Source organism: Leifsonia sp. NPDC058194 (genome assembly GCF_042883605.1).
Lineage (GTDB): Bacteria > Actinomycetota > Actinomycetes > Actinomycetales > Microbacteriaceae > Leifsonia.
Genome location: NZ_JBHVVL010000004.1, coordinates 372,242 through 396,680 on the forward strand (window position 1 = coordinate 372,242; position 24,439 = coordinate 396,680).

At 72.6% G+C, this 24,439-nt stretch carries 25 protein-coding genes; 7 read left to right on the top strand and 18 right to left on the bottom strand.

Annotated elements, in window-relative coordinates:
* Window positions 1-48: 48 nt before the first annotated feature.
* Window positions 49-1,602, bottom strand: a complete 1,554-nt coding sequence (locus ACFVU2_RS16660; protein ID WP_387876525.1) for a carboxylesterase/lipase family protein — start codon at window positions 1,600-1,602, stop codon at window positions 49-51.
* 234 nt (window positions 1,603-1,836) lie between these two features.
* Here ACFVU2_RS16660 and ACFVU2_RS16665 point away from each other — a divergent pair, with 234 nt between their 5' ends.
* A complete protein-coding gene (locus ACFVU2_RS16665) occupies window positions 1,837-2,688 on the top strand; it encodes a DUF4190 domain-containing protein (RefSeq protein WP_387876528.1) in 852 nt (283 codons plus the stop codon).
* 82 nt (window positions 2,689-2,770) lie between these two features.
* Here ACFVU2_RS16665 and ACFVU2_RS16670 read toward each other — a convergent pair whose 3' ends face one another.
* Window positions 2,771-3,100: a YciI family protein gene (locus ACFVU2_RS16670; protein WP_387876531.1), complete on the bottom strand. Its 330-nt coding sequence runs from the start codon at window positions 3,098-3,100 to the stop codon at window positions 2,771-2,773.
* Here ACFVU2_RS16670 and ACFVU2_RS16675 point away from each other — a divergent pair.
* Window positions 3,090-3,686 carry a GbsR/MarR family transcriptional regulator gene (locus ACFVU2_RS16675; RefSeq protein WP_387876533.1) on the top strand — a complete coding sequence of 199 codons (597 nt, stop codon included), beginning with the start codon at window positions 3,090-3,092 and terminating at the stop codon, window positions 3,684-3,686. The genes ACFVU2_RS16670 and ACFVU2_RS16675 overlap by 11 nt on opposite strands.
* Here ACFVU2_RS16675 and ACFVU2_RS16680 read toward each other — a convergent pair.
* From ACFVU2_RS16680 to ACFVU2_RS16690, 3 genes are read right to left on the bottom strand one after another with little or no spacing between them, the layout of a single operon-like run.
* On the bottom strand, window positions 3,658-4,677 hold the full coding sequence (locus tag ACFVU2_RS16680; RefSeq protein WP_387876536.1) for an iron chelate uptake ABC transporter family permease subunit: 1,020 nt from the start codon (window positions 4,675-4,677) through the stop codon (window positions 3,658-3,660). The two genes, ACFVU2_RS16675 and ACFVU2_RS16680, sit on opposite strands and share 29 nt — an antisense overlap.
* Window positions 4,674-5,684: a FecCD family ABC transporter permease gene (locus tag ACFVU2_RS16685; protein WP_387876539.1), complete on the bottom strand. Its 1,011-nt coding sequence runs from the start codon at window positions 5,682-5,684 to the stop codon at window positions 4,674-4,676. Before ACFVU2_RS16685 ends, ACFVU2_RS16680 begins: the two co-directional genes overlap by 4 nt.
* Window positions 5,681-6,709 carry an iron-siderophore ABC transporter substrate-binding protein gene (locus tag ACFVU2_RS16690; protein WP_387876542.1) on the bottom strand — a complete coding sequence of 343 codons (1,029 nt, stop codon included), beginning with the start codon at window positions 6,707-6,709 and terminating at the stop codon, window positions 5,681-5,683. Before ACFVU2_RS16690 ends, ACFVU2_RS16685 begins: the two co-directional genes overlap by 4 nt.
* 99 nt (window positions 6,710-6,808) lie before the next feature.
* Here ACFVU2_RS16690 and ACFVU2_RS16695 point away from each other — a divergent pair, with 99 nt between their 5' ends.
* Window positions 6,809-7,747 carry a siderophore-interacting protein gene (locus tag ACFVU2_RS16695; RefSeq protein WP_387876544.1) on the top strand — a complete coding sequence of 313 codons (939 nt, stop codon included), beginning with the start codon at window positions 6,809-6,811 and terminating at the stop codon, window positions 7,745-7,747.
* Between the two features lie 8 nt (window positions 7,748-7,755).
* Here the strand turns inward: ACFVU2_RS16695 and lepB are convergent, their stop codons facing one another.
* Window positions 7,756-8,490 carry a signal peptidase I gene (gene lepB / locus ACFVU2_RS16700; RefSeq protein WP_387876547.1) on the bottom strand — a complete coding sequence of 245 codons (735 nt, stop codon included), beginning with the start codon at window positions 8,488-8,490 and terminating at the stop codon, window positions 7,756-7,758.
* 154 nt (window positions 8,491-8,644) lie between these two features.
* Between lepB and ACFVU2_RS16705 the strand changes: the two genes are divergently transcribed.
* Window positions 8,645-10,060 (top strand): M23 family metallopeptidase, encoded by a 1,416-nt coding sequence (locus ACFVU2_RS16705; RefSeq protein WP_387876550.1) that lies wholly within the window; start codon window positions 8,645-8,647, stop codon window positions 10,058-10,060.
* Window positions 10,061-10,136: 76 nt separating this feature from the next.
* The gene (locus tag ACFVU2_RS16710; RefSeq protein ID WP_387876553.1) at window positions 10,137-11,471 is read left to right on the top strand and encodes a phosphotransferase; all 1,335 of its coding nucleotides are present in this window, start codon (window positions 10,137-10,139) and stop codon (window positions 11,469-11,471) included.
* Between the two features lie 10 nt (window positions 11,472-11,481).
* On the opposite strand, the gene ACFVU2_RS16715 is transcribed toward ACFVU2_RS16710, so the two are convergent.
* From ACFVU2_RS16715 to paaA, 9 genes are all read right to left on the bottom strand, one after another.
* Window positions 11,482-12,696, bottom strand: coding sequence for an MFS transporter (locus ACFVU2_RS16715; protein WP_387876555.1), 1,215 nt, complete (start codon window positions 12,694-12,696; stop codon window positions 11,482-11,484).
* On the bottom strand, window positions 12,693-13,313 hold the full coding sequence (locus tag ACFVU2_RS16720; RefSeq protein WP_387876558.1) for a GntR family transcriptional regulator: 621 nt from the start codon (window positions 13,311-13,313) through the stop codon (window positions 12,693-12,695). Before ACFVU2_RS16720 ends, ACFVU2_RS16715 begins: the two co-directional genes overlap by 4 nt.
* A gap of 4 nt (window positions 13,314-13,317) precedes the next feature.
* Window positions 13,318-14,742 (bottom strand): LLM class flavin-dependent oxidoreductase, encoded by a 1,425-nt coding sequence (locus ACFVU2_RS16725; RefSeq protein ID WP_387876560.1) that lies wholly within the window; start codon window positions 14,740-14,742, stop codon window positions 13,318-13,320.
* Window positions 14,743-14,875: 133 nt separating this feature from the next.
* Entirely contained in the window at window positions 14,876-15,646 is a 771-nt protein-coding gene (locus ACFVU2_RS16730; protein WP_387876563.1) for an enoyl-CoA hydratase-related protein, read from the bottom strand.
* Window positions 15,647-15,654: 8 nt separating this feature from the next.
* Entirely contained in the window at window positions 15,655-16,761 is a 1,107-nt protein-coding gene (paaE, locus tag ACFVU2_RS16735; protein WP_387876565.1) for a 1,2-phenylacetyl-CoA epoxidase subunit PaaE, read from the bottom strand.
* 10 nt (window positions 16,762-16,771) lie between these two features.
* Window positions 16,772-17,266, bottom strand: coding sequence for a 1,2-phenylacetyl-CoA epoxidase subunit PaaD (gene paaD / locus ACFVU2_RS16740; RefSeq protein WP_387876567.1), 495 nt, complete (start codon window positions 17,264-17,266; stop codon window positions 16,772-16,774).
* Window positions 17,260-18,090, bottom strand: a complete 831-nt coding sequence (gene paaC / locus ACFVU2_RS16745) for a 1,2-phenylacetyl-CoA epoxidase subunit PaaC (RefSeq protein WP_387876570.1) — start codon at window positions 18,088-18,090, stop codon at window positions 17,260-17,262. Before paaC ends, paaD begins: the two co-directional genes overlap by 7 nt.
* Window positions 18,087-18,374, bottom strand: a complete 288-nt coding sequence (paaB, locus tag ACFVU2_RS16750; protein WP_387876572.1) for a 1,2-phenylacetyl-CoA epoxidase subunit PaaB — start codon at window positions 18,372-18,374, stop codon at window positions 18,087-18,089. Before paaB ends, paaC begins: the two co-directional genes overlap by 4 nt.
* A complete protein-coding gene (paaA, locus tag ACFVU2_RS16755) occupies window positions 18,371-19,369 on the bottom strand; it encodes a 1,2-phenylacetyl-CoA epoxidase subunit PaaA (RefSeq protein ID WP_387876573.1) in 999 nt (332 codons plus the stop codon). The genes paaB and paaA overlap by 4 nt, the downstream gene beginning before the upstream one ends.
* A gap of 89 nt (window positions 19,370-19,458) precedes the next feature.
* On the opposite strand from paaA, the gene ACFVU2_RS16760 reads away from it, so the two are divergent.
* Window positions 19,459-20,079 carry a TetR/AcrR family transcriptional regulator gene (locus ACFVU2_RS16760; RefSeq protein WP_387876574.1) on the top strand — a complete coding sequence of 207 codons (621 nt, stop codon included), beginning with the start codon at window positions 19,459-19,461 and terminating at the stop codon, window positions 20,077-20,079.
* A gap of 141 nt (window positions 20,080-20,220) precedes the next feature.
* Here the strand turns inward: ACFVU2_RS16760 and paaZ are convergent, their stop codons facing one another.
* On the bottom strand, window positions 20,221-22,284 hold the full coding sequence (gene paaZ / locus ACFVU2_RS16765) for a phenylacetic acid degradation bifunctional protein PaaZ (RefSeq protein ID WP_387876577.1): 2,064 nt from the start codon (window positions 22,282-22,284) through the stop codon (window positions 20,221-20,223).
* Between the two features lie 48 nt (window positions 22,285-22,332).
* Between paaZ and ACFVU2_RS16770 the strand changes: the two genes are divergently transcribed.
* Complete coding sequence (locus ACFVU2_RS16770) at window positions 22,333-22,746, top strand: PaaI family thioesterase (protein WP_387876579.1); 414 nt, start codon at window positions 22,333-22,335, stop codon at window positions 22,744-22,746.
* Here the strand turns inward: ACFVU2_RS16770 and ACFVU2_RS16775 are convergent.
* Window positions 22,721-23,650, bottom strand: a complete 930-nt coding sequence (locus ACFVU2_RS16775; RefSeq protein WP_387876581.1) for a 3-hydroxyacyl-CoA dehydrogenase family protein — start codon at window positions 23,648-23,650, stop codon at window positions 22,721-22,723. The two genes, ACFVU2_RS16770 and ACFVU2_RS16775, sit on opposite strands and share 26 nt — an antisense overlap.
* Complete coding sequence (locus tag ACFVU2_RS16780; protein ID WP_387876584.1) at window positions 23,647-24,381, bottom strand: enoyl-CoA hydratase/isomerase family protein; 735 nt, start codon at window positions 24,379-24,381, stop codon at window positions 23,647-23,649. The genes ACFVU2_RS16775 and ACFVU2_RS16780 overlap by 4 nt, the downstream gene beginning before the upstream one ends.
* Between the last annotated feature and the right edge of the window lie 58 nt (window positions 24,382-24,439).

The window sequence follows — 24,439 nt, forward strand, 5'->3', positions numbered from 1 at the left end:
CCCCGAGTCTAGGGGGAGGCTGTGTATGGGCTCCGGGGCGGGATGCGCTCAGCGGAACGAGAGCACGACGTCGCCCCAGGCCGCCCGGAGCGGTCCGTCGAGGTCGGGCACGACGCGATCCTGCTTGTCGATGACGAGGGTGGCGCGGTCGTCGACGGAGTACGCCGGCCAGTCGTCGCCCGGGACGCCCGTGCGGGCGAACGCCGTCCACCGCTCGAGCAGGCGCCCCGAGAGGGCTTCGCCGGCGCGCCGGCCGCCGAGCTTGAACGTCGGGTCCTTCGGGCCGCCCAGCACGCCCCACACGTAGGGCAGCTCCGTTCCGTGCGCGGCGCGGATGCCGATGAGGCGCAGCGCGAGGGTCGTGAAGTCGAACCGGTACAGGTAGGTCGGGGCGACGCGGGCATGCCCGGCGGCGATCCACACGGCGGGCATCCGGAAACCGATGTCGGTGGCGATGTCGAGGCCGCGCGCCTTCGCCCGCACGCCCGCGTAGGCGGCGAGCACCTGGTCGCGACCGGGCGCGACCAGCCCCGGGTTGTCCTCCAGCATGAGGGTGAACATCCGCTCGATGGCGTCCCGCGTGATCGGGATCAGCGGCGACTTCATGTATTTGAACAATGTCGCTTCGTCGCGGTTCGTCCCGATGAGCAGCGGGACGGGCAGCCCGCGCCCGTCGCTCAGGACGGCGATCGGGTGCTCCGGCACGAGGTCGCCGTCGACGACCGGTGCGAAGGCGAGGGTGCCGGGGACGCTGCTCGGCACGTCGTTGTACACCTCGGTCGCGGCGGCGACGATGCGGTCGACGGGCAGGCGGCGCAGTGCGGTGGCGGCGTCGTCGGCCTCCACGCCGGCGGCGGCGAGGAACCGGTCGGCGACCGCCCGTGCCCGCTCGGGTCCGTACATCGAGCTGGCCGGGGAGCTCTCCGCGATCGCGGCGTGGAAGAGCCCGGCCGCCGACGGCGTCGCCAGCAGGGTCGTCACGAGACCGCCGCCGGCGGACTCCCCGAACACGGTCACCCGGGCCGGGTCGCCCCCGAAGGCGGCGACGTTGTCGCGCACCCAGGTCAGGGCGAGCAGCACGTCCCGCAGCGCGAGATTGGAGTCGAAGACCTGCTCGGCGGTCGAGAACGAGGAGAGGTCGAGGAAGCCGAGCGCCCCGATGCGGTAGTTGATGGTCACCACGACGGCGTCGCCGGTCGTCGCCAGCTCCACGGCGTCGAAGAGCGGCTGGCTCGATGAGCCGTAGGTGTAGGCGCCGCCGTGGATCCACACCATGACGGGCTTGCTCGCGCTGCCATCGTTCGGCCGCCACACGTTGAGGAAGAGGCAGTCCTCGTCGAGCTCGGGATCCGGGCCGAGGGAGATCGCTGGGACGACCTGCTGCGGGGCCGCCGCGCCGAAGGCCGTCGCGTCGGCGACGCCGTCCCACGGCTCGGCCGCGACGGGAGCGCGCCAGCGCCGCGCACCGGTCGGGGGCTGGGCGTACCGGATGCCCTTCCAGGTCGACGCGCGCTCACCGGCGACGCCGCGCACGGCGCCCGTCGTAATGCGGACGACCGCCTCCGCGTGCCTGTCCGTGCTGGTGGTCTCGTGACTGCTCATCTGTCCTTCTCCAACGGCGATGACGTCCATCATGACGCACCCCCGCCCGACGCTACGCAGCCGGGGTGAACGCGCGTGGGCCGCTTACGGCGGCTACGACACGGCCGCTCCTGCGCCGGCGCACGGCCCGGCGCTTGGGGATGGCCGCCGTCATCCGTAGACTCGCAGGAGCCGTGCCGGGGGTCACGTCATCCCGGGCGGTCCGTTCGACCCCTCACCAGAAGCGAGACTCCCTTGACGACGACCCCTCCCGAACCGAACGACGCCCAGCCGAATCCGGTGCCCGAAGCCCAGCCTGCGCCCGACGCCCAGCCTGCGCCCGACGCCCAGCCGGCGCCCGAAGCGCCGCAGGTGCCTGCGTACGCCGCCTCGCCGGCTCCCGGCTACGCCGCCGCACCGCCCGCACCGCCCGCCGCGGGTGGACCGGGCGTCCCGCCGTACCAGCCCTACCAGGCTCCGGCGCCGGCGAGCGGAACGACCAATGTGCTCGCCATCGTCGCGTTCGTCGCCTCGTTCTTCGTGAACATCGTCGGCGTCATCTGCGGCCATATCGCGCTCAGCCAGATCAAGCGCACCGGTGAGAAGGGTCGCGGCTTCGCCCTGGCCGGCCTCATCATCGGCTACGTCAGCATCGCGATCACGCTCGTCAGCATCGCAATCCTGATCATCGTCTCGGTCGCCAGCGGCCTCGCCGTGGCCAACGCCGTGCGCAGCCTGCCGACGGAGCTGCCCAGCGACTCCTCCGGCGACGTCGCGCTGACGGTCGACTGCGCGCGCCTCTCCGCCGCCGCCGACGGCCTCATCCCGGTGCTCAACGACCAGATCCCGAACCTCGCCACCGATCCGACGACGGCGCAGGCGCAGATCGTCGCCGCGTTCGACGCGTTCAGCGCGGCGACGTCCGGCCTGACGGACCCGGATCTGTCGAGCGAGGTCGACTCGTTCAACGCCGACGTCGAGACCTTCAAGGCGGACCTGAACACCTACATCGCGACGCCGGAGGCCGACCGCGACTCGACCCAGCTCGAGGACGACGTCAACGCCATCAGCGACCAGTTCGACACGCTCGGCTCGTACTGCGGCTGAGCCGCTCAGAGGAGCGTGCCACCGACTGAGGAGGGCCGCAGCGTCGTCATGACGCTGCGGCCCTCCGTCGTCCGGGAGGGCGTCACTCCCAGGTCATGAACGGGCGCAGCTCCAGCTGACCGTTGCGTGCCATCGGGTGGCGGGCGGCGACCTCGACCGCTTCGTCCATCGAGTCGCACTCGAGGATGTCGAAGCCGCAGATCCACTCCTTCGACTCGGCGAACGGGCCGTCGGTCACGTAGCGCTTGCCGCCGCGCACCCGGACGACCCGGGAGGCCGACGGCGGTTCGAGCGCGTCGCCGGTCACCCGTGCGCCTGACCCGTCGAACTCGTCCACCCACAGCTCCACATCGGAGTCGTCCGCCGGGCTGTCTGGGGTGGCCGAGGTCACCACGAACATCATGTACTTCATCGTCCTGTCCTTTCGATCGGGGACGTTCACCCGGAGGTCGAACGGGCGTCGGCTCCGTCGACATTCTGCCGTTACGATTCCAGGAGCGGGAGAGGAGACGACGATCGACAACGGGATCCCCGACGAGTTCCGCACCTGGTTCGTGGAGCGGTTCGCCGCGTACTGGCAGTCCAGAGGGGCGCCGCACATCGAGGGCCGCATCGCCGGCTATCTGCTGCTGGACGACTCCGGCGGCGTCTCCGCCGAGGAGCTCTCCACCGTGCTCGACGCGAGCCGCGGCTCCGTCTCGACCTACACCCGCCGCCTCGTCGACGCCGGCTTCGTGCAGCGCGTGCGCCGCGAAGGCGAACGCACCCACTACTTCGTGATGGACCTCGACGTGTGGGGCGGCTTCCTGCGCGCCGAACAGGACTACCTGCGTGATCAGCGCGCCCTCGCCGAGCGTGCGCTCGCCGTCGTGCCCGCGCACGGCCGCGCGCACGAACGCCTGCGGAACATGCGCGACTACATGGGCTGGATCGTGGAGGACGGGGTGCTCCCGGAGCGCTGGGAGGCGTTCAAAGCCGCCCGCGACGCAGCCGGCTGACGAGCAGCACGCCCAGATAGCCGCCGCCGACGGCCGCCGTCAGCACGCCGACGGGGAGGCCGCTCAGCACCGACACCTGCTGGACGGCGAGATCGGCGAGCACGAGGACGAGCGCCCCGGCCAGAGCGGACACCGTGAGCTCCGCGCCGCTGCGCCGGGTCAGCATCCGGGCGATGGGAGGCGCGGTCAGGGCGACGAACGCGATCGGGCCGGCCACGGCGACGGCACCGGAGGCGGCGACGAGCGAGACGACGATTGCCCCGGTGCGGGTGCGGGCGGCGGCCGCGCCCAGAGCGTCGGCGACATCGTCCCCGAGCTCCAGGACGGCGATGCGGTGGCGCAGCACGGCGGCGGCGGGGACGACGACCGCCAGGGTCAGCGCGATCACGGCGACGTCGGCGACGCCGGTGCTGTTGAGCGAGCCGACGAGGTAGGCGGCGAGCTGCGAGCCCTGGTCGCGGAGCGCGACGCTGACGGCGTATTGCGTGACCGCGGCCGCCATCGCGGTCACGCCGATGCCCGCCACTAGCACGCGGCCGGGGGAGGCGAACCCGCGACCGGTGGCGATCCAGACGATCCCGAGCGCCACCGCACCGCCCGCCACCGCTCCCACGGACGGGGGCACCGCGGGCGCGAACAGCGTGCAGAGCGCCACGCCCGCGCCGGCGCCGGAGGCGAGGCCGACCATGTCCGGGCTGCCCAGCGGGTTGCGGGTCACCGTCTGGAACAGCGCACCGGCGAGCCCGAGCGCGGCTCCCACTCCGGCCGCCGCCAGAAGCCGCGGCCCGCGGAGCCGTTCGAGCACGAAGGCGGTCTTGCCGGTGGATCCGGTCAGCAGCGCCGAGGGGAGGTCGGCGAGGGGGATGCCCAGCCGCCCGAGGGTGAGCGTCGCCGCGGCCGCGACGAGGAGGACGGCGATCAGGGCGACGATCACGAGACGGGGGCGCGCGGCCGGTCGGCGCGCCGCACGCACCGCGGCGAGGCCGGTCACGTCAGGGCCTTTCCGCGCCGTACGGCGACGAGCAGGAACGGCGCGCCGACGAACGCCGTGACGATGCCGACCATGAGCTCGCCGGGGCGCGCCACGACGCGGGCGACGATATCGGCGGCCAGCAGCATCCCCGCTCCGAGCAGCAGGGCGGTGGGGAGCTGCCAGCGATGGTCGGACCCGACGAGGGCGCGTGCCACATGCGGCACGGCGAGCCCGACGAAGGCGATGGGCCCCACGGCTGCGGTCGCGGCGGCGCACAGCAGGGCCGCGGCCCCGATGCCGCCCCAGCGCACCCGACGTACGTTCACGCCCTGGGCGGCGGCGACGTCGTCGCCGAGTGCCAAGGAGTTCAGCCCCGGCGTCAGGAGCACCGCGAGGAGGAACCCCAGCACCAGCAGTGGGGCGATCTGCGCGGCCGTGTCGAGCCCGCGGCCCGCGAGGGAGCCGACCACCCAGTGCCGGAACGAGTCGAACACCTTCGGCTGCAGCAGCGTCATGGCCTGGATGTACGCGCCGAGCACCGCGCTCAGCGCCGCGCCCGCGAGGATGAGCGTCACCATGCCACGGGATCGCGCCCCGATCGCCACGACCAGCAGTGCCGCCAGCAGGGCGCCGGGCAGCGCGGCGAACACGAGTGCACCGCCCGTCGCGCCGACGAGCGCGACCGCGGTGACCACGGCGGCGGAGGCGCCGACGGTCACGCCCAGGAGCCCCGGGTCGCCGAGCGGGTTGCGCGTGACGCCCTGCACGATGACGCCGGAGACCGCGAGGGCGCCGCCGACGAGCATCCCGAGCACGGTGCGCGGGATGCGCGCCGCCACGACCTCCCGGGTGAACGCGTCGCCTCCGCCGCCCAGTGCGGTGAGCACGTCGCCGACGTCCGTCGCCTTGCTGCCGGCGAAGAGGCTGACCACGCCGACGACGACGAGCGCGGCCGCCGCCACCACGAGGACGGTTCCCCGCAGCGACGCCGGCCGCGTGCGACGCGCGCTCGCGGCGGCCGTCACCGGCCGGCGCGGGCGAGCGCCTCGTCGATCATCGGCACGTAGCGCTCCAGCGCCCACGGCACGGTGAGGGGGTTGATGATCGAGGACCCCGTGACGAACGGCTGGTCCGTCGGGGCGACGACCGCTCCGCGCGAGACGGCCGGGATCGCCTGGTAGAGCGGCTGCGCCTCCACCTCGGCGCGGTTCGCCTCGTCGGAGTAGAAGGTGAAGATCAGATCGGAGTCCTTCAGCTTGTCCGCGTTCTCGAGTCCGATCACGGCGGAGTCGGTGCCCTCGGTCTCGTCGAACGTCGTGACGACCGGGTCGACGGTGAGGCCGAGCGCGCGCACCATCGCCACGCGCTGCTCGTCCGGGAAGAACACGCCGAGGGTGCCCGGGCCGGTGTTGTAGACGTACGAGAACGTCACGCCGGCGTACTCCGGGTGGTCGGCGGTCGCGGCGGCGAACTGCTTCTCGATGCCGTCGATCAGGCCCTGCGCCTTGCCGGGCTCGCCCATCGCCTTCGCGATCGTGGTGATCTGGTCCTCCCACGTGATCGTCCAGGGCAGCTCCGGGTACGCGACGGTCGGGGCGATGTCCTTCAGCACGTCGTACTGCTCCTGCGTCACGCCGGACCACGGGGCGAGGATGAGGTCGGGCTCGAGGTCGACGATGGATTCGACGTCGAGCTCGGTGCCGCCGGTGAACTGCTCCGGGAGCTTCTCGCCCGACTTCTCGACCGCATCGTGGATCCAGGGCAGGTAGCCCGTCGCATCGCTGCCCCAGGCGTACTCCTCGACGCCCACCGGCACGGTCCCGAGGGCGATGGCGGTCTCGGCCGAGCCCATCCCGAGCGTGACGATCCTGGTCGGCTTGTGGTCGATGACGGCCGATCCGAGAGCGTGGGTGATGGTCACCGGCTCGAAGTCGGCGTCGGCGGTGGAAGCACCCGTGGTGCCCGTCGAGCAGGCGCTGACGAGGAGGGCGGTGGCGGCGATCCCCGCGGCTGCGAGGGCAGTCCGGAGGCGTCGTGAGGGGCGGGGCATGGGGTCCTTTCGGTCGCGCGGGGCGAAACGATTGGTTAGTGTAGCCTTACCTTAGTTTAATTTTCAATCCTGCTGAAAGTTCGAGAGGACCCGCACCGCGTGCCCACCACAGCCCCGACCCGGACGGACCGCCCGGCCTACCGCCCGTACCGTGCCCGTGTCTCCGCCGTCCGCCGGCTCACCCCGCACTTCACGCGTGTGAGCTTCCGCAGCGACGACTTCGAGCACTTCGGCACGGAAGGCCTCGACCAGCGGATCAAGCTGCTCTTCCCGCTCGCGGACGGATCGTTCTCGGACCTCGGCTTCGACGAGGAGCCGGCCGAGGCGGGCGACTGGTACGAGCGCTGGCGCGCACTGCCGGAGCACCTGCGCAACCCGTTCCGCACGTACACGGTGCGCGTGTCCGACCCGGCGGACCGCCGCGTCGACATCGACTTCGTCTCGCACGGCGACGGCGGACCCGCTGCACGCTGGCTGCTCGCAGCGGAGCCGGGCGACGAGCTCGTCATCGTCGGGCCGGATGCCCGGAGCACGACGACCGGCGTCGGGATCGACTGGCATCCGGGAGGCTGCACCGACCTCCTCATCGTGGGCGACGAGACGGCGGCCCCGGCGATCGCGGCCATCCTCGCGTCGCGCCCGGACGACTGCACCGCGCACGTGTTCGTGGAGGTCCCCTCCGCCGACGACGCTCTGACGCTCGACGCACCGGCCGGAGTCACCATCACCTGGCTCGCCCGCGGCGACGCCGAGAACGGCAGCGCGCTGGTGCCCGCCGTGGAGCGGTGGCTCGGCGATCACCCGGAGGTCGTCGCGCGCGCGGCGGCCGATGGCCGGCAGCGCCTGGCCGACGTGGACGTCGACCGCGACGTGCTGTGGGAGCTGGCGGAGCAGACCGAGAAGGGTTTCTACGCGTGGATCGCCGGAGAGTCGGCCGCCGTGAAGACGCTGCGCCGGCTGCTGGTGCGCGGGCACGGCATCGACCGGCACCGCGTGGCCTTCATGGGCTACTGGCGCCTGGGCCGCGCCGAGAACTGAGCGGTCGCCTACTTCTTCTCGGGGTCCTCGACGCCGGCGAAGGTCTCGGGATAGTCGCTGAGCCACGTCCAGTGGCTGAGCGGCCAGCTGATCACGAAGGCCTTGCCGACCACGTCGTCGAGCGGCACGAAACCGCCGCCCGGATCGTCCATGTGGTAGCGGGAATCGGCCGAGTTGTAGCGGTTGTCGCCCATCACCCACACTTTGCCGGCGGGCACGGTCACGGTGAACGGCTTGCCGGAGACCTGCTGCACGCCGGCCGGGAGGAGCACGTACGGCTCCTTCAGCGGCACGCCGTTGACGCTCATCTGGCCGAGAGCGTTGCAGCAGGTGATCGTGTCGCCGGGCAGGCCGATGAGACGTTTGACGAGGTGCTGGTCGCTGTCGGAGGCGCCGAGGCCCACGAAGTCCAGCACGGCGCCGACGCCCTGCTGGAGGGCGTTGCCGGTGCTCGGCGCCGGCGCGGGCAGCCAGCCGCCCGGATCCTTGAACACGACGACATCGCCGCGCTGCAACGGGAACACCTTCGGCTGCAGCTCGTTGACGATGATGCGGTCGTTGATCTGCAGGGTGTTCTCCATCGACCCCGACGGGATGTAGAACGAGCGCGCGACGAACGTCTTGATGAGGAACGACACCAGCACCGCGACGACGAAGATGACGACGACATCCCGCAGCAGCGACTTCCACCCGGACTTGCGAGAGGAGCGGCGCGGGCGGGTCGTGGCGGGGCTGTCGGTCACAATGCCTCACCGTACCGTGCGGAGGCTGTGAGCCGCATCCGACCTGGCCGCCGAGCCTTGTCGCGGGGCCGCCGCGGTGAGAGCATCGGAACACGGGAGCGCGTCGCGATCGGCGTGGGCCCGCGTGATCATGCAGAACGCGCAGCGGGCTCGGGTGAGGTCACGACGCGGGGGGCCGCGCCGCGCAGGTCGACTGCGGGCTGCGCCCGTTCTCGCCCTCACCGTCGCCCTTGCTCTGGGGAGCCTCGGCCTCGTCGCCGGGCCGGCCTCGGCCGCCTCGGCCGCCTCGGCGGAAGGCTGCACGGCGGCGGGATGTCCGTCTCCCACACCCTCGCCCACGTCACGCGAGGACGGCACCCCGACCCCCGATCCGACGACACCCGACCCGACGCCGACCCCTGATCCCACGGGGACGCCGACGCCGACGCCGACGCCCACCCCGACCCCGACGCCGACGCCCACCCCGACGCCGACGCCGACTCCCACGACCACGCCGACGCCCACCGCGACCCCGACCCCGTCGTCCACTCCGGCTCCGACGCCGACGGACGACATCCCGCTGGCGGTTCCCGACCTGGGTTCGGGACCGGTCGTCGACGCCGCCGAGGTCACGCAGGCGTCGCAGCTCGCGAGCGACCTCGCCGCCGCGCAGGAGGCCCTGGCGACCGCCTCCGAGCAGTCGCGCGACGCCGAGCGTCAGCAGGAGCAGGCACAGTCGGTCGCCGACGCGCTCACGACGCAGGCCGAAGCGGCGTCGAAGCGTGCCGCGGCGTCCGCGGCGGCTGCTGCTGCGCTCGTGCGCTCGGCCGTCTCGCGCGGGCCGAGAGCCGATCCGCTGGCCGCCGTGCTGAGCGGTCGCGGCGATCTGCTCGAGAAGCTGGGCGCCGTCGATCGCCTGACCCGGCTGTCGGCCGACGGCGAACGGACGATCCGTGCCGCGAGCGCCGACGCCCGCGCCGCGGCATCGGCGCGCGCCCGCGCCGACAAGGCGGTGCACGCCGTCGCCGCGGTCGACGTCGCGGCCACGGAGCAGACCGTGGCCGATGCGCAGTCCCGCGTCGACCTCGCTGTCGCCGCGCTCGCCCAGGTGCCGACAGTGCTGTCGGCCGACGCGGGGTGGCAGACGCTGACCGTCGATCCGTCCCTCATCCCGGACGGCTGGACCCTCCCCGTCCATGGTCCCCTGACCGACGGTTTCGGACCGCGCCCCTCGCGCCCCGCCGGCACCGCGCTCTTCCACCCGGGCGACGACATCGGGGCGGCGTGCGGGACCACGATCGTGGCCGCCGCCGCCGGGACGGTCGTCGACGCCGGCCCGAACGGGTCGTACGGCAACTTCGTGCTGATCGACCACGGTGGCGGCGTCGAGACCGCGTACGGGCACATCCGCGACGACGGCATCGGGGTGACGGTCGGTCAGGTGGTCGCTGCGGGCCAGGCGATCGCACAGGTCGGCTCGACGGGCGCCTCCACCGGCTGCCACCTGCATCTGGAGGTGCGGGTGAACGGCCTGCAGATCGATCCGATGCCGTTCTTCGCCGCCCGGGGCGTGCGGATCGGCACCCGCTGAGGGCGGCCGCGCATCGATCCTGCACGTTCGCCGGTTGTTCTCGGGGAAGCCGCCGGGTGGGCGTAGCGTGCAGGTCATGACCGAACTCACGGAGCTCGTCGGGTCATGGATGCGGCGCCAACGGTGGTATTCGACCAAGAGCGTCGAGCCGCGCTTGCGCCTCCTCGCCTCGTTCGAGATCGAACCCCCCGAACCCGGGTTGCGCATCGTGACGCACTTCTTCTGCGACGACGCCCCGCGGACCCCGCGCGTCTACCAGGTGCCGGTCGTCGCACGCCCCGGGCGCGACGGCGACGCCGCAGCGCTGATCGGTGAGGCGGGTGGGCGCTATCTCTACGACGGACCGACCGAGGAGGCGTACGTCGCCGCGCTGATCGGGCTGATGACCGGTGCCGAGCACACCGAGGGCCGCGATGCGCACGCGCAGGGGCACACGCTCGGGGAGCGGATCGAGGTGCGCTCCTCACGCCGCCTCACGGGCGAGCAGTCCAACACCTCCATCGTCGCCGAGCTCGCCGGAGACCGCCTCGCGCTGGTCAAGGTGTTCCGCGTCGTCCAGGACGGCGAGAACCCGGACGTCTCGACCCTGGCGGCGCTCACCGCCGGAGGATCCTCGCGCACGCCCGCGCTGCTCGGCTGGCTGACCGGCGAGTGGCCGTCGGCGGCCGGTGGCCGAGCCGGGGGAGAGCTGGCGCTCATGCAGGACTTCGTCCTCGGCGCCGAGGACGGCTGGGAGCTCGCCGTCACGGCGGCCGAGCACTCCGAGGACTTCGCCGAGCGGGCGTTCGACCTGGGTCGTGGCACCGCCGAGCTGCACCGCCAGCTCGCACGGGAGCTGCCCACCCGGGCCGCCGGGCCGGACGACGTGCGTCTCGCCCTCGACGCGATGTTCCGGCGGCTCACGACGACGACGACCGAGGTGCCGGACGTGGAGCGCCTGCGCGCCGGCATCGCCGCCGTGTACGAGGAGGCCGCCGCGGCTCCACTGCCGGTGCTGCAGCGCATCCACGGTGACCTGCACCTGGGGCAGGTGCTCCACGCGCCCGATCGCGGCTGGCAGTTCATCGACTTCGAGGGCGAACCCCTGCGGCCGCTGGCCGAGCGCAGCCTCCCCGACTCGACGATGCGGGACGTGGCGGGGATGCTCCGCTCGTTCGACTACGTCGCCGGGTCGTTGGCGCAGCGCAGACCGCCGGTCGACGCCGGCGCCTGGTCCGCGCGGGCCCGGGAGGCGTACCTGACGGGATACGCGTCGGTGGCCGGCGCCGAGCTGGAGGAGCACCACGCCCTGCTCGACGCGTTCGAGCTCGACAAGGCGGTCTACGAGATCGCGTACGAGGCGCGCCACCGCCCGGCGTGGATCCCCATCCCGCTGCAGGCGGTCGAGCGGATGCTCGCGACGCGGGTCTGAGCGCTGCGGCTCAGGCCTCCGCGGCGCGCGGCAGGTGCTTCGTGTACGAGGCCAGCAGGGCGACCGAGGAGAGCGCGGCCAGCACGATCAGGGCCAGGAACAGTCCCACGGTCGACAGCGGCGGGGTGAGCGCCGCCATGATCGTCGGCACCAGGAACCCCGCGTACGCGACGGCGTAGAACACGCCCGTCAGCCCGGCCAGGTCGCGCGGCGTCGCGATGCGCTGGACCTCCAGCAGGCCCGAGACCAGGGCGATGCCCATCCCGGCCCCGAGGATCACGGCGGCGACGACACCGAGGGCCAGCGAACGGGTGACCACGGCGCCGGTGAGCACGATGAGTCCGGCCCCGATCGTCACCAGGGCGGCGACGAGCCCCCGCGCGCTCGACACGGAGTGCAGCCGCTTCGCGATCGGCTGCACGAGGGAGGCGACGCCGAGCGCGATCACCGTCAGGATCGTCGCGTAGCCGAGACCCCAGTCGCCGGTCTCGGCACTCAGGAGCACCGGGAGGTAGCCGTAGGCGAGGGCGGCGGCGGCGAAGATCCAGGGCGCCGCGACGAGCACCACCCGGCGGAACCGCTTGTGTCCGGCGGCCGGGATGCGCAGCTGGGCGAGCAGCGGGCCGCGCTCGCCTCCGGTGGTCGCGGTCTCGGGGATCCGCAGGACGACCCAGGCGAGCGGCAGCGTGAGCGCGATGTGCACGAGGAACGGCAGCTCTTCGCCGAACGCGGTGAACTGGGCGATGCCTCCGGCCACCAGTGCGCCTGCGGCCGACCCGAGCGTGAAGGCGAGGGAGGCCCGGCGCGCGCCGGCGGCGGCATCCACCCCGGGTTCGAACCGCGGCGACGACACCTCTTTCATCCAGCTGGTGCCGACCGCCATCGCGATGCCGACGGTGATGCCCGAGAGCAGCCGGCCCACGTAGATCGGCACCGGGCCGACGGAGCCGAGGGCGAGAGCCGCGCTGGCGAGCATCGCCGCGATCACCCCCGCGAACATCAGCGGACGCCGGCCGTGCCGGTCGGAGAGGGCGCCGGCGACGAGGAGGGCCGGGGCGAGCCCGAGCACGTACACGCCGAGGAACATGTTGACGGTGAGCTCGGAGTAGTGCTGCACGTCCTTGTACATCAGCAGCAGCGGGCTGAACTGGTTGCCGCACCACGAGCAGACGAACATGACGGCGAACACGCCGCGCCAGGGTGCTCCCGAGACGCGGCGGCTCACAGGGCGCCCTGGTTGCGCGCGATGTGCGTGCGCAGCAGCCCGGGGTAGTCACCGCCGCTGCGGAGCGCGTCGAGCAGGGCCTCGTGGTCGGCGAGCGAGTCGCCGAGAGTCTCCGGGCGCACCCGGAACAACTGGTGCCGGATGCGCTGCTGGCGGTCGCGCAGCAGGCCGTAGAAGTGCCCGGCCAGATCGTTGCCCGAGGCGTCGACGACCGCGGCGTGGAACCACTGATCGGCCTCGACGAACCGCTCCACGTCGCCCGCGGCGATGGCGGCGCGCTGCTCGGCCAGGGCCTCCTCCAGGGCGGCGCGCAGCGCGTCGTCGGCGCCGCCTCCGTCGTGCACCCGGGCGGCGGCCGTGGCCTCGATCGCCTCGCGGAGGTCGAGCACGTTCTGGGCCTCCCGCGGCGACATCGGCACGACCACGGCACCGCGTCGCGGCTCCAGCGTCAGCAGCCCCTCGGCGGCGAGCCGCAGGAACGCCTCGTGCACCGGCGTGCGGCTGACCCCGATCTCCGCGCCGAGCTGGGCCTCGCTGAGCAGCGCGCCACCCGGTGCCTCGCCCGACAGGATGAGGCGTTTGGTGTGGCTGTAGGCGTGCTCGGCGGCGGGGATCATGCCTTCAGTGTACGCCTTGCATGCAAGCTTGCGTGCAAGGCGTGCGACTCAGGCCTGCGGCGACGCCCACCCGGTACTTCGCCGCGCGGTGCGTGTCGGCCACGCGGTCGCCCGCACCGTGCAGCTTGTTGCGGAGCGAGCCGGGGGCGTAGTCGGTCGGGTAGGCGCCGCGCTTCTGCAGCTCGGGGACGACGAACTCGACGATGTCCTCGAACGTGCCGGGCGTGATCGCATACGCGAGGTTGAAGCCGTCCACGTCGGTCTCCTCCACCCACTCCTGCAGCTGGTCGGCGATCTCCGCGCCCGAGCCGACGATGAACGGCCCGAGGCCGCCGATCGCGCCGTTGCGCCCGATGTCGCGCACGGTCCACTCGCCGCCGTCTTCGTTCGGGCGCTGGAAGTTCGCCACCGCCGACTGGATGGCGTTGCTCTGCACGTGGCCGATCGGCTCGTCGAGGTCGTACTGCGACAGGTCGACGCCCATCCACCCGGACATGAACACCAGGGCGCCCTCGTCGCTGGTGTACTGCAAGAAGTCCTGGAACTTGGCCTGCGCCTTCTCGGGCGTCGCGTCGGTGATGACGGTGAGGAGCGTGTAGATGCGGGCCGAGTAGCGGTCGCGGCCGGCCGCCTCCAGCGCGTCGCGGAGCTTGGCGACGGTCTCCTTCAGTCCCTCCTTGGTGGAGGCGGCGACGAAGATCGCCTCGGCGTTCTCGGCCGCGAAGCCGATGCCCCGCCTGGACGCGCCCGCCTGGTAGATGACCGGGGTGCGCTGCAGGCTCGGCTCGGAGAGGTGGATGCCCGGCACGGTGAAGTGCTTGCCGCTGTGCCCGATCTCGTGCACCTTGGCCGGGTCGGTGAAGACGCCCGCCTCGCGGTCGCGGACCACGGCGTCGTCCTCCCACGACCCCTCCCACAGCTTGTAGAGCACCTCGAGGTACTCGTCGGCGTGGTCGTAGCGGTCGTCGTGCTCCAGCTGGTCGTCGTGACCCATGTTGCGCGCGGCCGACGGCAGGTAGCCGGTGACGACGTTCCAGCCCACACGGCCGTTCGTCAAGTGGTCGAGCGTCGACATGCGGCGCGCGAACGGGTACGGGTGCTCGTAGGCGGTGCCCGCGGTGATGCCGAATCCGAGGTTCTCCGTCACCAGCGCCATCGCCGAGACCAGCAGGATCGGGTCGTTGACCGGCACCTGCGCGCCGTGCCGGATGGCCGCCTCGTTGTCGCCGCCGAACACGTCGTAGGTGCCGAGCACGTCGGCGATGAAGATCCCGTCGAACTTGCCGCGCTCGAGCAGCTTCGCCAGCTCGGTCCAGTACGTGAGGTCCTTGTACCGCCACGCCTGGTCGTCGGGGTGGCGCCACATCCCGGAGGCCTGGTGGGCGACGCAGTTCATGTCGAAGGCATTGAAGCGGATCTGACGGGTCATGCGGTCCAGGATGCGGGAAGCGGGACGGCGCTGCACCCCCGCCGTCATCTGCCGTAACGCACCTCGCAATCGCTCCCGGAGTTATGCGCACCTCCGCACGGCGTGTTGCGTGCAGAACTCAGGAAGGGACGGCTCAGCGGCCGGTGAAGCGCGGGCGGCGCTTCTGCTGGAACGCGGCGAAGCCCTCCCGGTAGTCGGCGGTGTCGCGCAGTGCGGCCTGCGCGGCGTTCTCGGCGGCGACCGACTCCCACAGGCCGAGCGTGCCGTCGCGGAGCCCGGCGACGATGCGCTTGCTCGCGAGGTAGGCCTGGGTGGCGCCGGTCGCGGCCGCCGTGGCCGCCGCCTCCACCGCGCCCTGCAGCTCGGCGGCGGGCATCGCCCGGCTGAACAGGCCGCCCGCCACCGCCTCCGCGCCCGAGAGCAGCCGCCCCGAGTAGATCAGATCGAGGGCGCGATGCGGGCCGAGACGCGAGACGAGCAGCCAGTGGCCGCCCGAGTCGAGGGAGGCGCCGAGCGCGGTGAACGGCGAACCGATCTTCGCGTCGTCGGCGACGTGGACGACGTCGGTCGCGAGCAGGAGGCCGAGACCGACGCCGAGGGAGGCGCCCTGCGCGGCGGCGAAGGTCGGCGCGGGGAAGGCGCTCATGCGCCGCAGCAGCGGAGTCACCAGACCGTCGAGATAGCCGCCGACGTCGTCGGTGGCGGGGTCGACCCCGGCGATGTCGCGACCGGCGCAGAACGCCCGGCCCTCGCCGCGCAGCACGAGCGCCCGCACCCCGGCGGCCTCGGCGGCGGCGTACGCCTCGTCGAGTGCGCGGAGGTCGTCCGGGCCGAGCGCGTTCAGGCGCTCCGGGGCGTTCAGGGTGACGCGGGCCACCCCGTCGGCGATGCTCAGTTCGATCATGGCGCTCCTCACACGTCGTAGTCGACGACCACGCGGTCGGTCAGGGGATGGGACTGGCACGTCAGCACGTAGCCGCGCTCGATCTCCTCGGGCTCGAGGGCGTAGTTCTCGGTCATACGCACCTCCCCGTCGAGCAGCCGTGCCCGGCAGGTGCCGCACACCCCTCCGGTGCAGGCGAACGGCACATCGGCCCGCACCCGCAGGGCGGCGTTCAGGACGGATTCGTTGGCATCCACCGGAGTCGTGACCGTCGAGCTGGTGCCGTCGAGGGTGAACTCGATCTCGGCGGTACGCTCGCCGTCGTGCACGACCACGGGATGTCCCACGTCGCCGCGCACCTCGCCCGGCTCGCCGGTCGTGAACAGCTCGAAATGCACCGAGGAGCGGGGTACGTCGAAGGTATCCAGCACATCCCGGCACAGCTGCACGAGCTCGAACGGCCCGCAGAGGAACCACTCGTCGACCGTGTCCGGCGGCAGCAGCGTGTCGAGCATCCGGCGCAGCCGCTCCTCGTCGATGCGGCCCGAGAGCAGGGGAGCCGAGCGCTGCTCCCGGGACAGGACGTGGTGCAGTGCGAGGCGTGCCGGGAAGCGGTCCTTGAGGTCGGCGAGCTCTTCGAGGAACATCACGTCGATCGCCGTGCGGTTCGTGTAGACGAGCGTGAACTGGGAGGAGGGGGAGGCGGTGAGCACGCTCGTCGCGAGCGCCATGAGCGGGGTGATGCCCGAGCCGGCGGCGATGCCGGCGACGTGGCGCCCGTCCATCGCGCCCAGGTCCACGGTGAACGTGCCCTGCGGGCTCATCACGTCGATCCGGTCGCCCGGCTTCAGCTCGCTCGTCGCCCAGGTCGAGAACGCACCCCCGAGGTCGCGTTTGATCGCGACGCTGATCCGCCCGTCCCGCTCCGGGGCGGCGGCGAGCGGCGGACGGCAGATCGAGTAGCTGCGCCGCAGCTCCCGGCCGTCGACCTCGGCGCGCAGCGCGACGTGTTGGCCGGGCAGGTAGTCGTACTCGTCGCGCAGCTCGGGGGGCACGGCGAAGGTGACCTCGACGCTCGCGGCCGTCAGCGGTCGCACGTCGGCGACCGCGAGCGTGTGGAAGCGCGCCCGGGCCATCAGCCGGCCCTCACAGCGCCTTGAAGTGGTCGAACGGCTCGCCGCATCCCTCGCACACGTAGAGCGCCTTGCACGAGGTGGAGCCGAACCGCGAGAGCTGCCGGGTGTTCAGCGAACCGCACTGCGGGCACTTCACGGCGAGGGTGAGCCGCACCGGTCCCGTCGCCGCGGCGACTCCCGTCGGCGGGGCGATCCCGAACTCCTCCAGCGCCGCGCGCCCGCCCGCGCTGATCCAGTCCGTCGTCCAGGCCGGGGAGAGCTCGAGGCGCACCCGCACCGCGTCGAATCCCGCGTGCGCGAGGGCGCGCACCACGTCCTCCCGGATCGTCTCCATCGCCGGGCAGCCGGAGTACGTGGGCGTCATCACGACCTCGACGCCGTCGTCGGTGACGGTCACGGCGCGCAGGATCCCGAGGTCGTCGATCGTCAGCACGGGCACCTCCGGGTCGAGGACGGCCGCGGCCGCGTCCCACGCCCGGTCGGCCTCGGCGAAGTGGCTCACCATGTCGCCCCCGGATGCTGTCGGGCGAGCACCTGCAGTTCCGCCAGCAGGGGCCCCAGGTATTCGGAGTGGCGTCCGCGACGCCCTCCGCCGGCCGCGGCGAACGTGTCCGGCAGCTCCAGTCCCGTCTCGTCGAGCACGGGTCTCAGGCTGTCGTCGAAGGCGGGGCGCAGAGTGGAGGGGCGCACGGCGACGTTTTCGAGACGGTCGAGGAGCGGGTCGAGGAGCGGGTCGTCGTCGAACAGCTCGGCGACGCTCGGCCAGACGTCGTCGAGGGCCGTGACGGTGCGCCGACGCGATTCGTCCGTGCCGAGTGCGAGGCGGCGCATCCACTGGTCGGCGTGGTCGCGGTGGTAGTCGACCTCCTTGACCGCCTTCGCTGCCACCCCGGCGAGCACCGGGTCGGCGGAGGCGCGCAACCGGTCGTAGAGCTCGGCGAAGTAGTGGGAGGCCGCGAACTGCCGCACGATCGTGTGCGCGAAGTCGCCGTTCGGCAGCTCGAACAGGTGCGCCGAGCGGAACGCGTGCTCGTCGCGCCAGTAGGCGAGGTCGTCCTCGCTCCGGCCGGAGGCGGTGCCCGCGTAGCGCAGCAGGGAGCGGGCGTGGCCCAGGAGGTCGAGGGCGATGTTCGCGAGGGCGACGTCCTCCTCCAGCTCGGGCGCCCGAGAGATCCAGCCGCCGAGCCGCTGCGCCAGCACGAGCGCGTCGTCGCCCAGCCAGAGCGCGTACTCCGCGACGTCGGGGGAGGCGGGAGCGTCGGTCGAGACGAACTCGGCCGACAGCGTCACCGTGCTCAGCTCGACATGGCCGTGCGGGTCGGCGCTCACAGGTGCTTCACCCCTTCGCTCTCCGTGTAGTAGGTGGCGTGCCGGTAGTTCTTGCCCTCCGGCGAGGTGAAGAAGGCGTCCTTGGCGTCGGGGTCGCTCGCGGTGATCGCGTCGGAGCGCACCACCCAGATCGAGACGCCCTCGCCGCGACGCGTGTAGAGGTCGCGGGCGTTGCGCACCGCCATCTCCTCGTCGGGGGCGTGCAGCGAGCCCACATGCACATGACTGAGGCCGCGGGATGCGCGCACGAACACCTCCCACAGGGGCCAGACCTCGGCGCTCACGCGGCGGCCTCCCCGCTGGTGTGCGGGGCGGTGGGCACAGCGGCAGCCGCCCGCTTGGCCGCATAGGCGGCTGCGGCCTCCCGCACCCAGGCGCCGTCCTCGTGGGCCTCGCGGCGGCGCTGCATGCGCTGGGCGTTGCAGGGGCCGCGCCCGGCGATCACGTCGTGCAGCTCGCTCCAGTCGATCGGGCCGATCTCGTACGCCTGGCGCTCCTCGTCCCACCGGAGCAGCGGATCGGGCAGCGTGACGCCGAGCGCCTCCGCCTGCGGAACCAGCATCCCGACGAACCGCTGACGCAGGTCGTCGTTCGAGAAGCGCTTGATCTTCCATCCCATCGATCGTGCGGAGTTGGGCGACTCCCCGTCCGGCGGCCCGAACATCATCAGCGACGGCCAGTACCAGCGGTCGACCGCGTCCTGGGCCATCCGCCGCTGCTCGGGGGTGCCGCGCATGAGCGTGAGGAGGATCTCGAACCCCTGCCGCTGATGGAACGACTCCTCCTTGCAGATGCGGACCATCGCGCGACCGTAGGGCGCGTACGAGCAGCGGCACAGCGGCACCTGGTTGCAGATCGCTGCGCCGTCGACCAGCCAGCCGATCGCTCCGATGTCGGCCCAGCTGAGGGTCGGGTAGTTGAAGATCGACGAGTACTTGGCCGTGCCGGCGATGAGCTGCTCGGTCATCTCGTCGCGGGTGATGCCGAGGGTCTGCGCGGCCGAGTAGAGGTAGAGTCCGTGACCCGCCTCGTCCTGCACCTTCGCCATCAGGATGGCCTTGCGCTTGAGGCTCGGAGCGCGCGTGATCCAGTTGGCCTCCGGCTGCATGCCGATGATCTCGGAGTGCGCGTGCTGCGACATCTGCCGCACGAGGGTGCGCCGGTAGGCCTCGGGCATCCAGTCGCGCGGCTCGATGCGCGCGTCCGACGCGATGAGCTCGTCGAAGCGGGCCTGCTCCGCGCTCGTGTCGGGCTCCACCGGTGTGCCGATGCTGGTCATCAGTCCCTCCGTCTCCGTCGACGCTCATTACTGACTGATCGTTCGTTCAGTATATCCTCGCGGCCGCGAGTCGTGCCACACTGGGGCGCATGACCGAGACGCTGCCGACCGACGCCGTGGGCGGCGACGCCGTGCGCGGCGACGGTCTGCGCCGCGGACGCCCCGGTTACGACCAGCGCGGCATCCTCGAGGTCGCGGTCGCCGCCTTCAACGAGCACGGCTACGACGCGACCTCGATCGGGATGCTGGCGGCGAGGCTCGGGCTCTCGAAATCCGCGATCTACCACCACGTCGCCTCCAAGGACGAATTGCTCGCGTTGGCCCTCGACGAAGCGCTCGATGGGCTGGAAGGTGTGCTGCGCTCGTCGGAGGCGACCGAGGGACCGGCTGCGACGCGCCTCGCGGCGGTGCTGCGCGGGGCCGTGCACGTGCTCGCCGAGCGGAAGCCGTACGTTACCCTTCTGCTGCGGGTGCGCGGCAACACCGAGGTCGAGCGCGCCGCACTCGCGCGCCGCCGTGCCTTCGACCGGGCCGTCGCCGACCTCGTCGCCGAGGCCCAGGCGGAGGGCGCGCTCCGCACGGACGCGGACCCGGTCGTCGTGGCTCGCCTCCTCTTCGGCACGATCAACTCGCTCACCGAGTGGTACGACCCGTCCGGCCCGGTCGCGCCCGACACCCTCGCCGACGTCATCCTGGCCTTCGCCCTCTGAGCCCCGCTCCACCTCCGCACCGCTACCACGCCGCCGCCTCCCCGCCGCCTCCCGCCACCGCATCGCCGAAGTTCACGTAGTGGCGGTCATCCGGGCCGGAATGAGCGCCACGACGTGAACTTCGGCGACGGGCTCGGGGGGCTACTTCGCGACGAGCGTCAGCACGTCGTAGCTGGCGACCAGCTCGTCGCGCTGGTTGCGGATGCGCGCATCCCAGCGCACCTCGCCGTAGTCGTCGGTCTCGCGCGGCGTGATCTGCTTGGCCGTCAGGGTCACGCGGATGCTGTCGCCGGGCACGACCGGGGTCACGAACCGCAGATCCTCCAGACCGTAGTTGGCCAGCACGGGGCCGGGGGCCGGGTCCACGAAGAGACCCGCAGCCCACGAGACGAGCAGGTAGCCGTGGGCCACCCGGCCGGGGAAGAAGGGGTTCGCGGCCGCGGCCTCCTCGTCCATGTGGGCGTAGAACGTGTCGCCCGTGAAGGTCGCGAACGCCTCGATGTCGTCGAGCGTCACCCGGCGGGCGGGCGACGCGACCTGGTCGCCGATGCGCAGGGTCGCGAGCGCCTTGCGGAAGGGATGGAGCCCCTCCGCCGAGGCGGCCGCGCCCTCGTGCCAGACGCCCGTGACGGCGGTCAGCATGTCGGGTGAGCCCTGGATCGCGGTGCGCTGCATGTGGTGCAGCACGGCACGGATGCCGCCCAGCTCCTCACCGCCTCCCGCGCGCCCCGGTCCGCCGTGCACCAGATGCGGCATCGGCGAGCCGTGGCCGGTCGAGGTGCGGGCGTCGTCGCGGTCGAGCAGCAGGATGCGGCCGTTGTACGCGGCGGAGGCGAGCACGAGGTCGCGGGCGAACCCGGCATCGTGCGTCGCCGCGCTCGTCACGAGCGATCCGCCGCCGAGCGCCACGAGCTCGGCGGCGTCGGCAGGGGAGGTGTACGACAGGATGCTGGCGACCGGGCCGAAGGCCTCGACCGTGTGCGCCGCCGGGGTGTGGGCATCCACGAACCGCAGGAGCAGCGGGCCGACGAACGCACCGTGCGGAGCGGCTCCGTCGCTGCCGTCGGCGAGCCGCACCGCGGGGTCGCCGAGCTCGCCGACCACGATCTCGCCGCCGGCCTCGAGCAGGCGCCCGACCTGCCGGAGCACCTCGTCGCGCTGCGCCCGGGAGGCCAGCGGACCCATCGTGACCCCTTCGGCCCGCGGGTCGCCGACGACGACCCGCTCCGCGATGCGGGCGCGGACGGCGTCGGCGACGGCCTCCTCCGTGCCGGCGGGGACGATCGCCCGGCGGATCGCCGTGCACTTCTGGCCCGCCTTGGCGGTCAGCTCCACGACGAGCTGTTTGATGTAGGCGTCGAACTCGGGGGTGCCCGGTGCCGCGTCGGGGCCGAGCACCGACGCGTTGATCGAGTCGGTCTCGCCCGTGAAGCGCACACCCCCGGTCTGCACGGCGGGATGCACACGCAGCGACTCCGCCGTCGACGCCGACCCGGTGAACGCCACCAGGTCGCCGAGCTGGAGCGCGTCGAACAGCCCGGGCACCGCACCGCAGACCAGCTGCAGCGATCCCTCCGGCAGCAGCCCGCTCTCGACCAGGATCCGCACCATCGCCTCCGCGACGTACGCGGTCGGCGTCGCCGGCTTGGCGAGGGTGGGCATCCCGGCGAGGAACGAGGGGGCCAGCTTCTCGAGCAGTCCCCAGACCGGGAAGTTGAAGGCGTTGATCTGCACGGCGACGCCGGGGAGCCGGGTGTAGATGTGCTGACCGGAGAACGACCCGTCCTTCGACAGGGGCTCGGGAGGCCCGTCCACCACGACCTGCGCATTCGGCAGCTCGCGGCGCCCCTTCGACCCGTAGGTGAAGAGGGCGCCGATGCCGCCGTCCACATCGATCCACGCGTCCGTCCGGGTCGCTCCGGCGCGGGCCGACGCGTCGTACAGCTCCTGCTTGCGCTCGGTGAGCGCCTGCGCGAACGCCTTCAGCAGCAGCGCGCGCTGGTGGAACGTGAGTGCTCCGAGCGACGCCTGCCCGACGGTGCGGGCGTGGTCGAGCGCGGCGGCGAGGTCGAGCCCGGCCGTGCTCACCCGGGTCACGAGCTCCCCGGTGGAGGCGTCGAGCACGTCGGCCGCGGCGGTGCCGTCGGCGGGCGTCCACCATTCACCGCGTACGAAGCTGGGCAGCACGTCGCTGGGTGGCGTCATCGGGTTCCTCCTCGGGGAGCGGGCCTGGGCGGCACGTATGCTGGCCGCATGGTCGACGACGACGCGGGCAGCGGATGGACGATCGAGCTCGGCGAGCTCGACGCGAAGATGGGTGTGCGCATCCTGGAGCAGTCGGCGCAGCGCGTCGTCGCGACGATGCCGGTCGAGGGCAACCGCCAGTCGTTCGGCCTGCTGCACGGCGGCGCGTCCGTCGCCTTCGCGGAGGCGCTCGGCTCGTGGGCGGCGGTGATCCATGCGGGCCCGGGGCGCAGCGCCGTCGGAGTCGACATCAACGCGACACACCACAAGTCGGCGAGCTCGGGGCTGGTGACCGGGGTCGCGACCGCCATCCGGCTCGGCCGGACGATCGCGTCGCACGAGATCGTCGTGACGGACGAGAACGGCGACCGGCTCTGCACCGCGCGCATCACGAACCTCATCGTGGACGCACCGGGCCGCTAGCCGTGGAAGCGCCGGAGGACGTTCCGTCCGCCGCGGGCCACGTGTAGAAGCCGCGCCCGGTCTTGCGCCCGAGCATCCCGTCCGCGACCATCCGGCGCAGCAGCTCCGGCGGCTCGAAGCGCGGGCCGAGCTCGCCCGCCAGGTACTCCGCGATGTCGAGGCGCACGTCGAGACCGACCAGGTCGGTGAGCCGCAGCGGCCCGACCGGGTGCCGGTAGCCCAGCTCGAGAGCGCGGTCGATGTCCTCGGGCGAGCCGACGCCCTCCTCGATCATCCGGATGGCCTCCAGGCCCAGCAGCACGCCGAGGCGCGAGGAGGCGAAGCCGGGGGAGTCGCGGACGACGATCGCCGTCTTGCCGACGGCCTCCACCCATCCCGTCGCGGCCGCGATCGCCGAGGGGGCGGAGGCCGTGCCGGCGACCACCTCGACCAGGGCGGAGGCGGGGACGGGGTTGAAGAAATGCATCCCGACGAAGCCGCCCGGGCGGCGCAGCGAGCGGGCGAGGCCGTCGATCGACAGCGACGAGGTGTTCGTGGCGAGCAGCGCGTCGGGCGTGAGCAGCTCTTCGGCGCGTCGCAGCGCTTCCGCCTTGAGGTCGGGGAGCTCGGGCACCGCCTCCACGACGAGCCGGGCGCCGGCCAGGGTCTCCCAGGCCGTGCCCACCGTGAGCATCCCCTCGCCCGGCGGGTCGTCGCCGCGCGCGACACTCGTCGCGACCGAGCGGTGGATGCGCTCCCGTGCTGCGTCCGCGGCGGTCGCGTCGCGCTCGACGACGCTCACGTGCGCTCCCGCCATCAGGAAGGCGTGCGCGATGCCCGCCCCCATCCGGCCCCCGCCGATCACGCCGACGGCGTCGACGGGTGCACCTGCGCCGGCACCTGCACCGCCGCTCGGGCTGTTCACCGGCGCCTCCGCTCGAGGAAGTCCGTCATCCGCCGGTGCTTCTCGGGCGAGTCGAAGAGCACCGCCTGCGCCTCCCGTTCCGCGCGGGGGTGCTCGCTCTCGGGCGCCGCCAGCACCGCCTTCGTGTAGCGCGTCGCGAGCGGATCGTTCGCCGCGACGCGGTCGGCGAGGGCGTGCGCGCCGGCGAGCAGCTCGTCGGGGTCGAGGAGCTCCGAGACCAGCCGGACGGCGAGCGCCTCCTCCCCGGTGAGCACGCGCCCGGCGAGCACCATCTCCTTCGCCAAGGGCTCTCCGACGAGGCGGGGGAGCCGCCAGAGCGCTCCGGCCGCCGCGATGATCCCGAGCCCGGTCTCCGGGTTGCCGATCCGCAGCCGCGGTGTGCCGAGGCGCAGATCGGCGGCGTAGGCGAGCTCGGCGCCGCCGCCGAGGGCATAGCCGTCGAGAGCGGCGATCACGGGCATCGGCAGCTCGGCGATGCGGGTGAAGATCGTCGCGTTGATGGCGTGGCGGGCGTCCACCGCCGTGCGTTCGCGCAGCTCGGCGATGTCGGCGCCCGAGGCGAACACGCCGCCGGAGCCGGTCAGGATCAGGATGCGCGGCGTGCGCTCGAGGGCGTCGCAGATCTCGTGCAGCTCGTCGACCATGCGCTGGTCGATCGCATTGCGCCGCTGGGGCCGGTCGAGCGTCACGACGACCCGGTCGGCGCTCTCGGCGATCCGCAGCGTCTCCATCGCGTCTCTCCCTCGAATCGCGAATTACCGAACGAACGTTCAGTGAGTAAATAGTCGC

Bases quoted from the DNA above. Each gene is read 5' to 3' on its own strand.
- ACFVU2_RS16670 (WP_387876531.1), bottom strand. From the start codon at position 3,100: ATGAAGTACATGATGTTCGTGGTGACCTCGGCCACCCCAGACAGCCCG.
- ACFVU2_RS16710 (WP_387876553.1), top strand. From the start codon at position 10,137: ATGACCGAACTCACGGAGCTCGTCGGGTCATGGATGCGGCGCCAACGG.
- ACFVU2_RS16760 (WP_387876574.1), top strand. From the start codon at position 19,459: ATGACCGAGACGCTGCCGACCGACGCCGTGGGCGGCGACGCCGTGCGC.
- ACFVU2_RS16730 (WP_387876563.1), bottom strand. From the start codon at position 15,646: ATGATCGAACTGAGCATCGCCGACGGGGTGGCCCGCGTCACCCTGAAC.
- paaD (WP_387876567.1), bottom strand. From the start codon at position 17,266: ATGGTGAGCCACTTCGCCGAGGCCGACCGGGCGTGGGACGCGGCCGCG.
- ACFVU2_RS16725 (WP_387876560.1), bottom strand. From the start codon at position 14,742: ATGACCCGTCAGATCCGCTTCAATGCCTTCGACATGAACTGCGTCGCC.
- ACFVU2_RS16780 (WP_387876584.1), bottom strand. From the start codon at position 24,381: ATGGAGACGCTGCGGATCGCCGAGAGCGCCGACCGGGTCGTCGTGACG.
- paaZ (WP_387876577.1), bottom strand. From the start codon at position 22,284: ATGACGCCACCCAGCGACGTGCTGCCCAGCTTCGTACGCGGTGAATGG.
- ACFVU2_RS16770 (WP_387876579.1), top strand. From the start codon at position 22,333: ATGGTCGACGACGACGCGGGCAGCGGATGGACGATCGAGCTCGGCGAG.
- ACFVU2_RS16660 (WP_387876525.1), bottom strand. From the start codon at position 1,602: ATGAGCAGTCACGAGACCACCAGCACGGACAGGCACGCGGAGGCGGTC.
- ACFVU2_RS16690 (WP_387876542.1), bottom strand. From the start codon at position 6,709: ATGCCCCGCCCCTCACGACGCCTCCGGACTGCCCTCGCAGCCGCGGGG.
- paaA (WP_387876573.1), bottom strand. From the start codon at position 19,369: ATGACCAGCATCGGCACACCGGTGGAGCCCGACACGAGCGCGGAGCAG.
- ACFVU2_RS16675 (WP_387876533.1), top strand. From the start codon at position 3,090: ATGTACTTCATCGTCCTGTCCTTTCGATCGGGGACGTTCACCCGGAGG.
- ACFVU2_RS16720 (WP_387876558.1), bottom strand. From the start codon at position 13,313: ATGATCCCCGCCGCCGAGCACGCCTACAGCCACACCAAACGCCTCATC.
- paaE (WP_387876565.1), bottom strand. From the start codon at position 16,761: ATGGCCCGGGCGCGCTTCCACACGCTCGCGGTCGCCGACGTGCGACCG.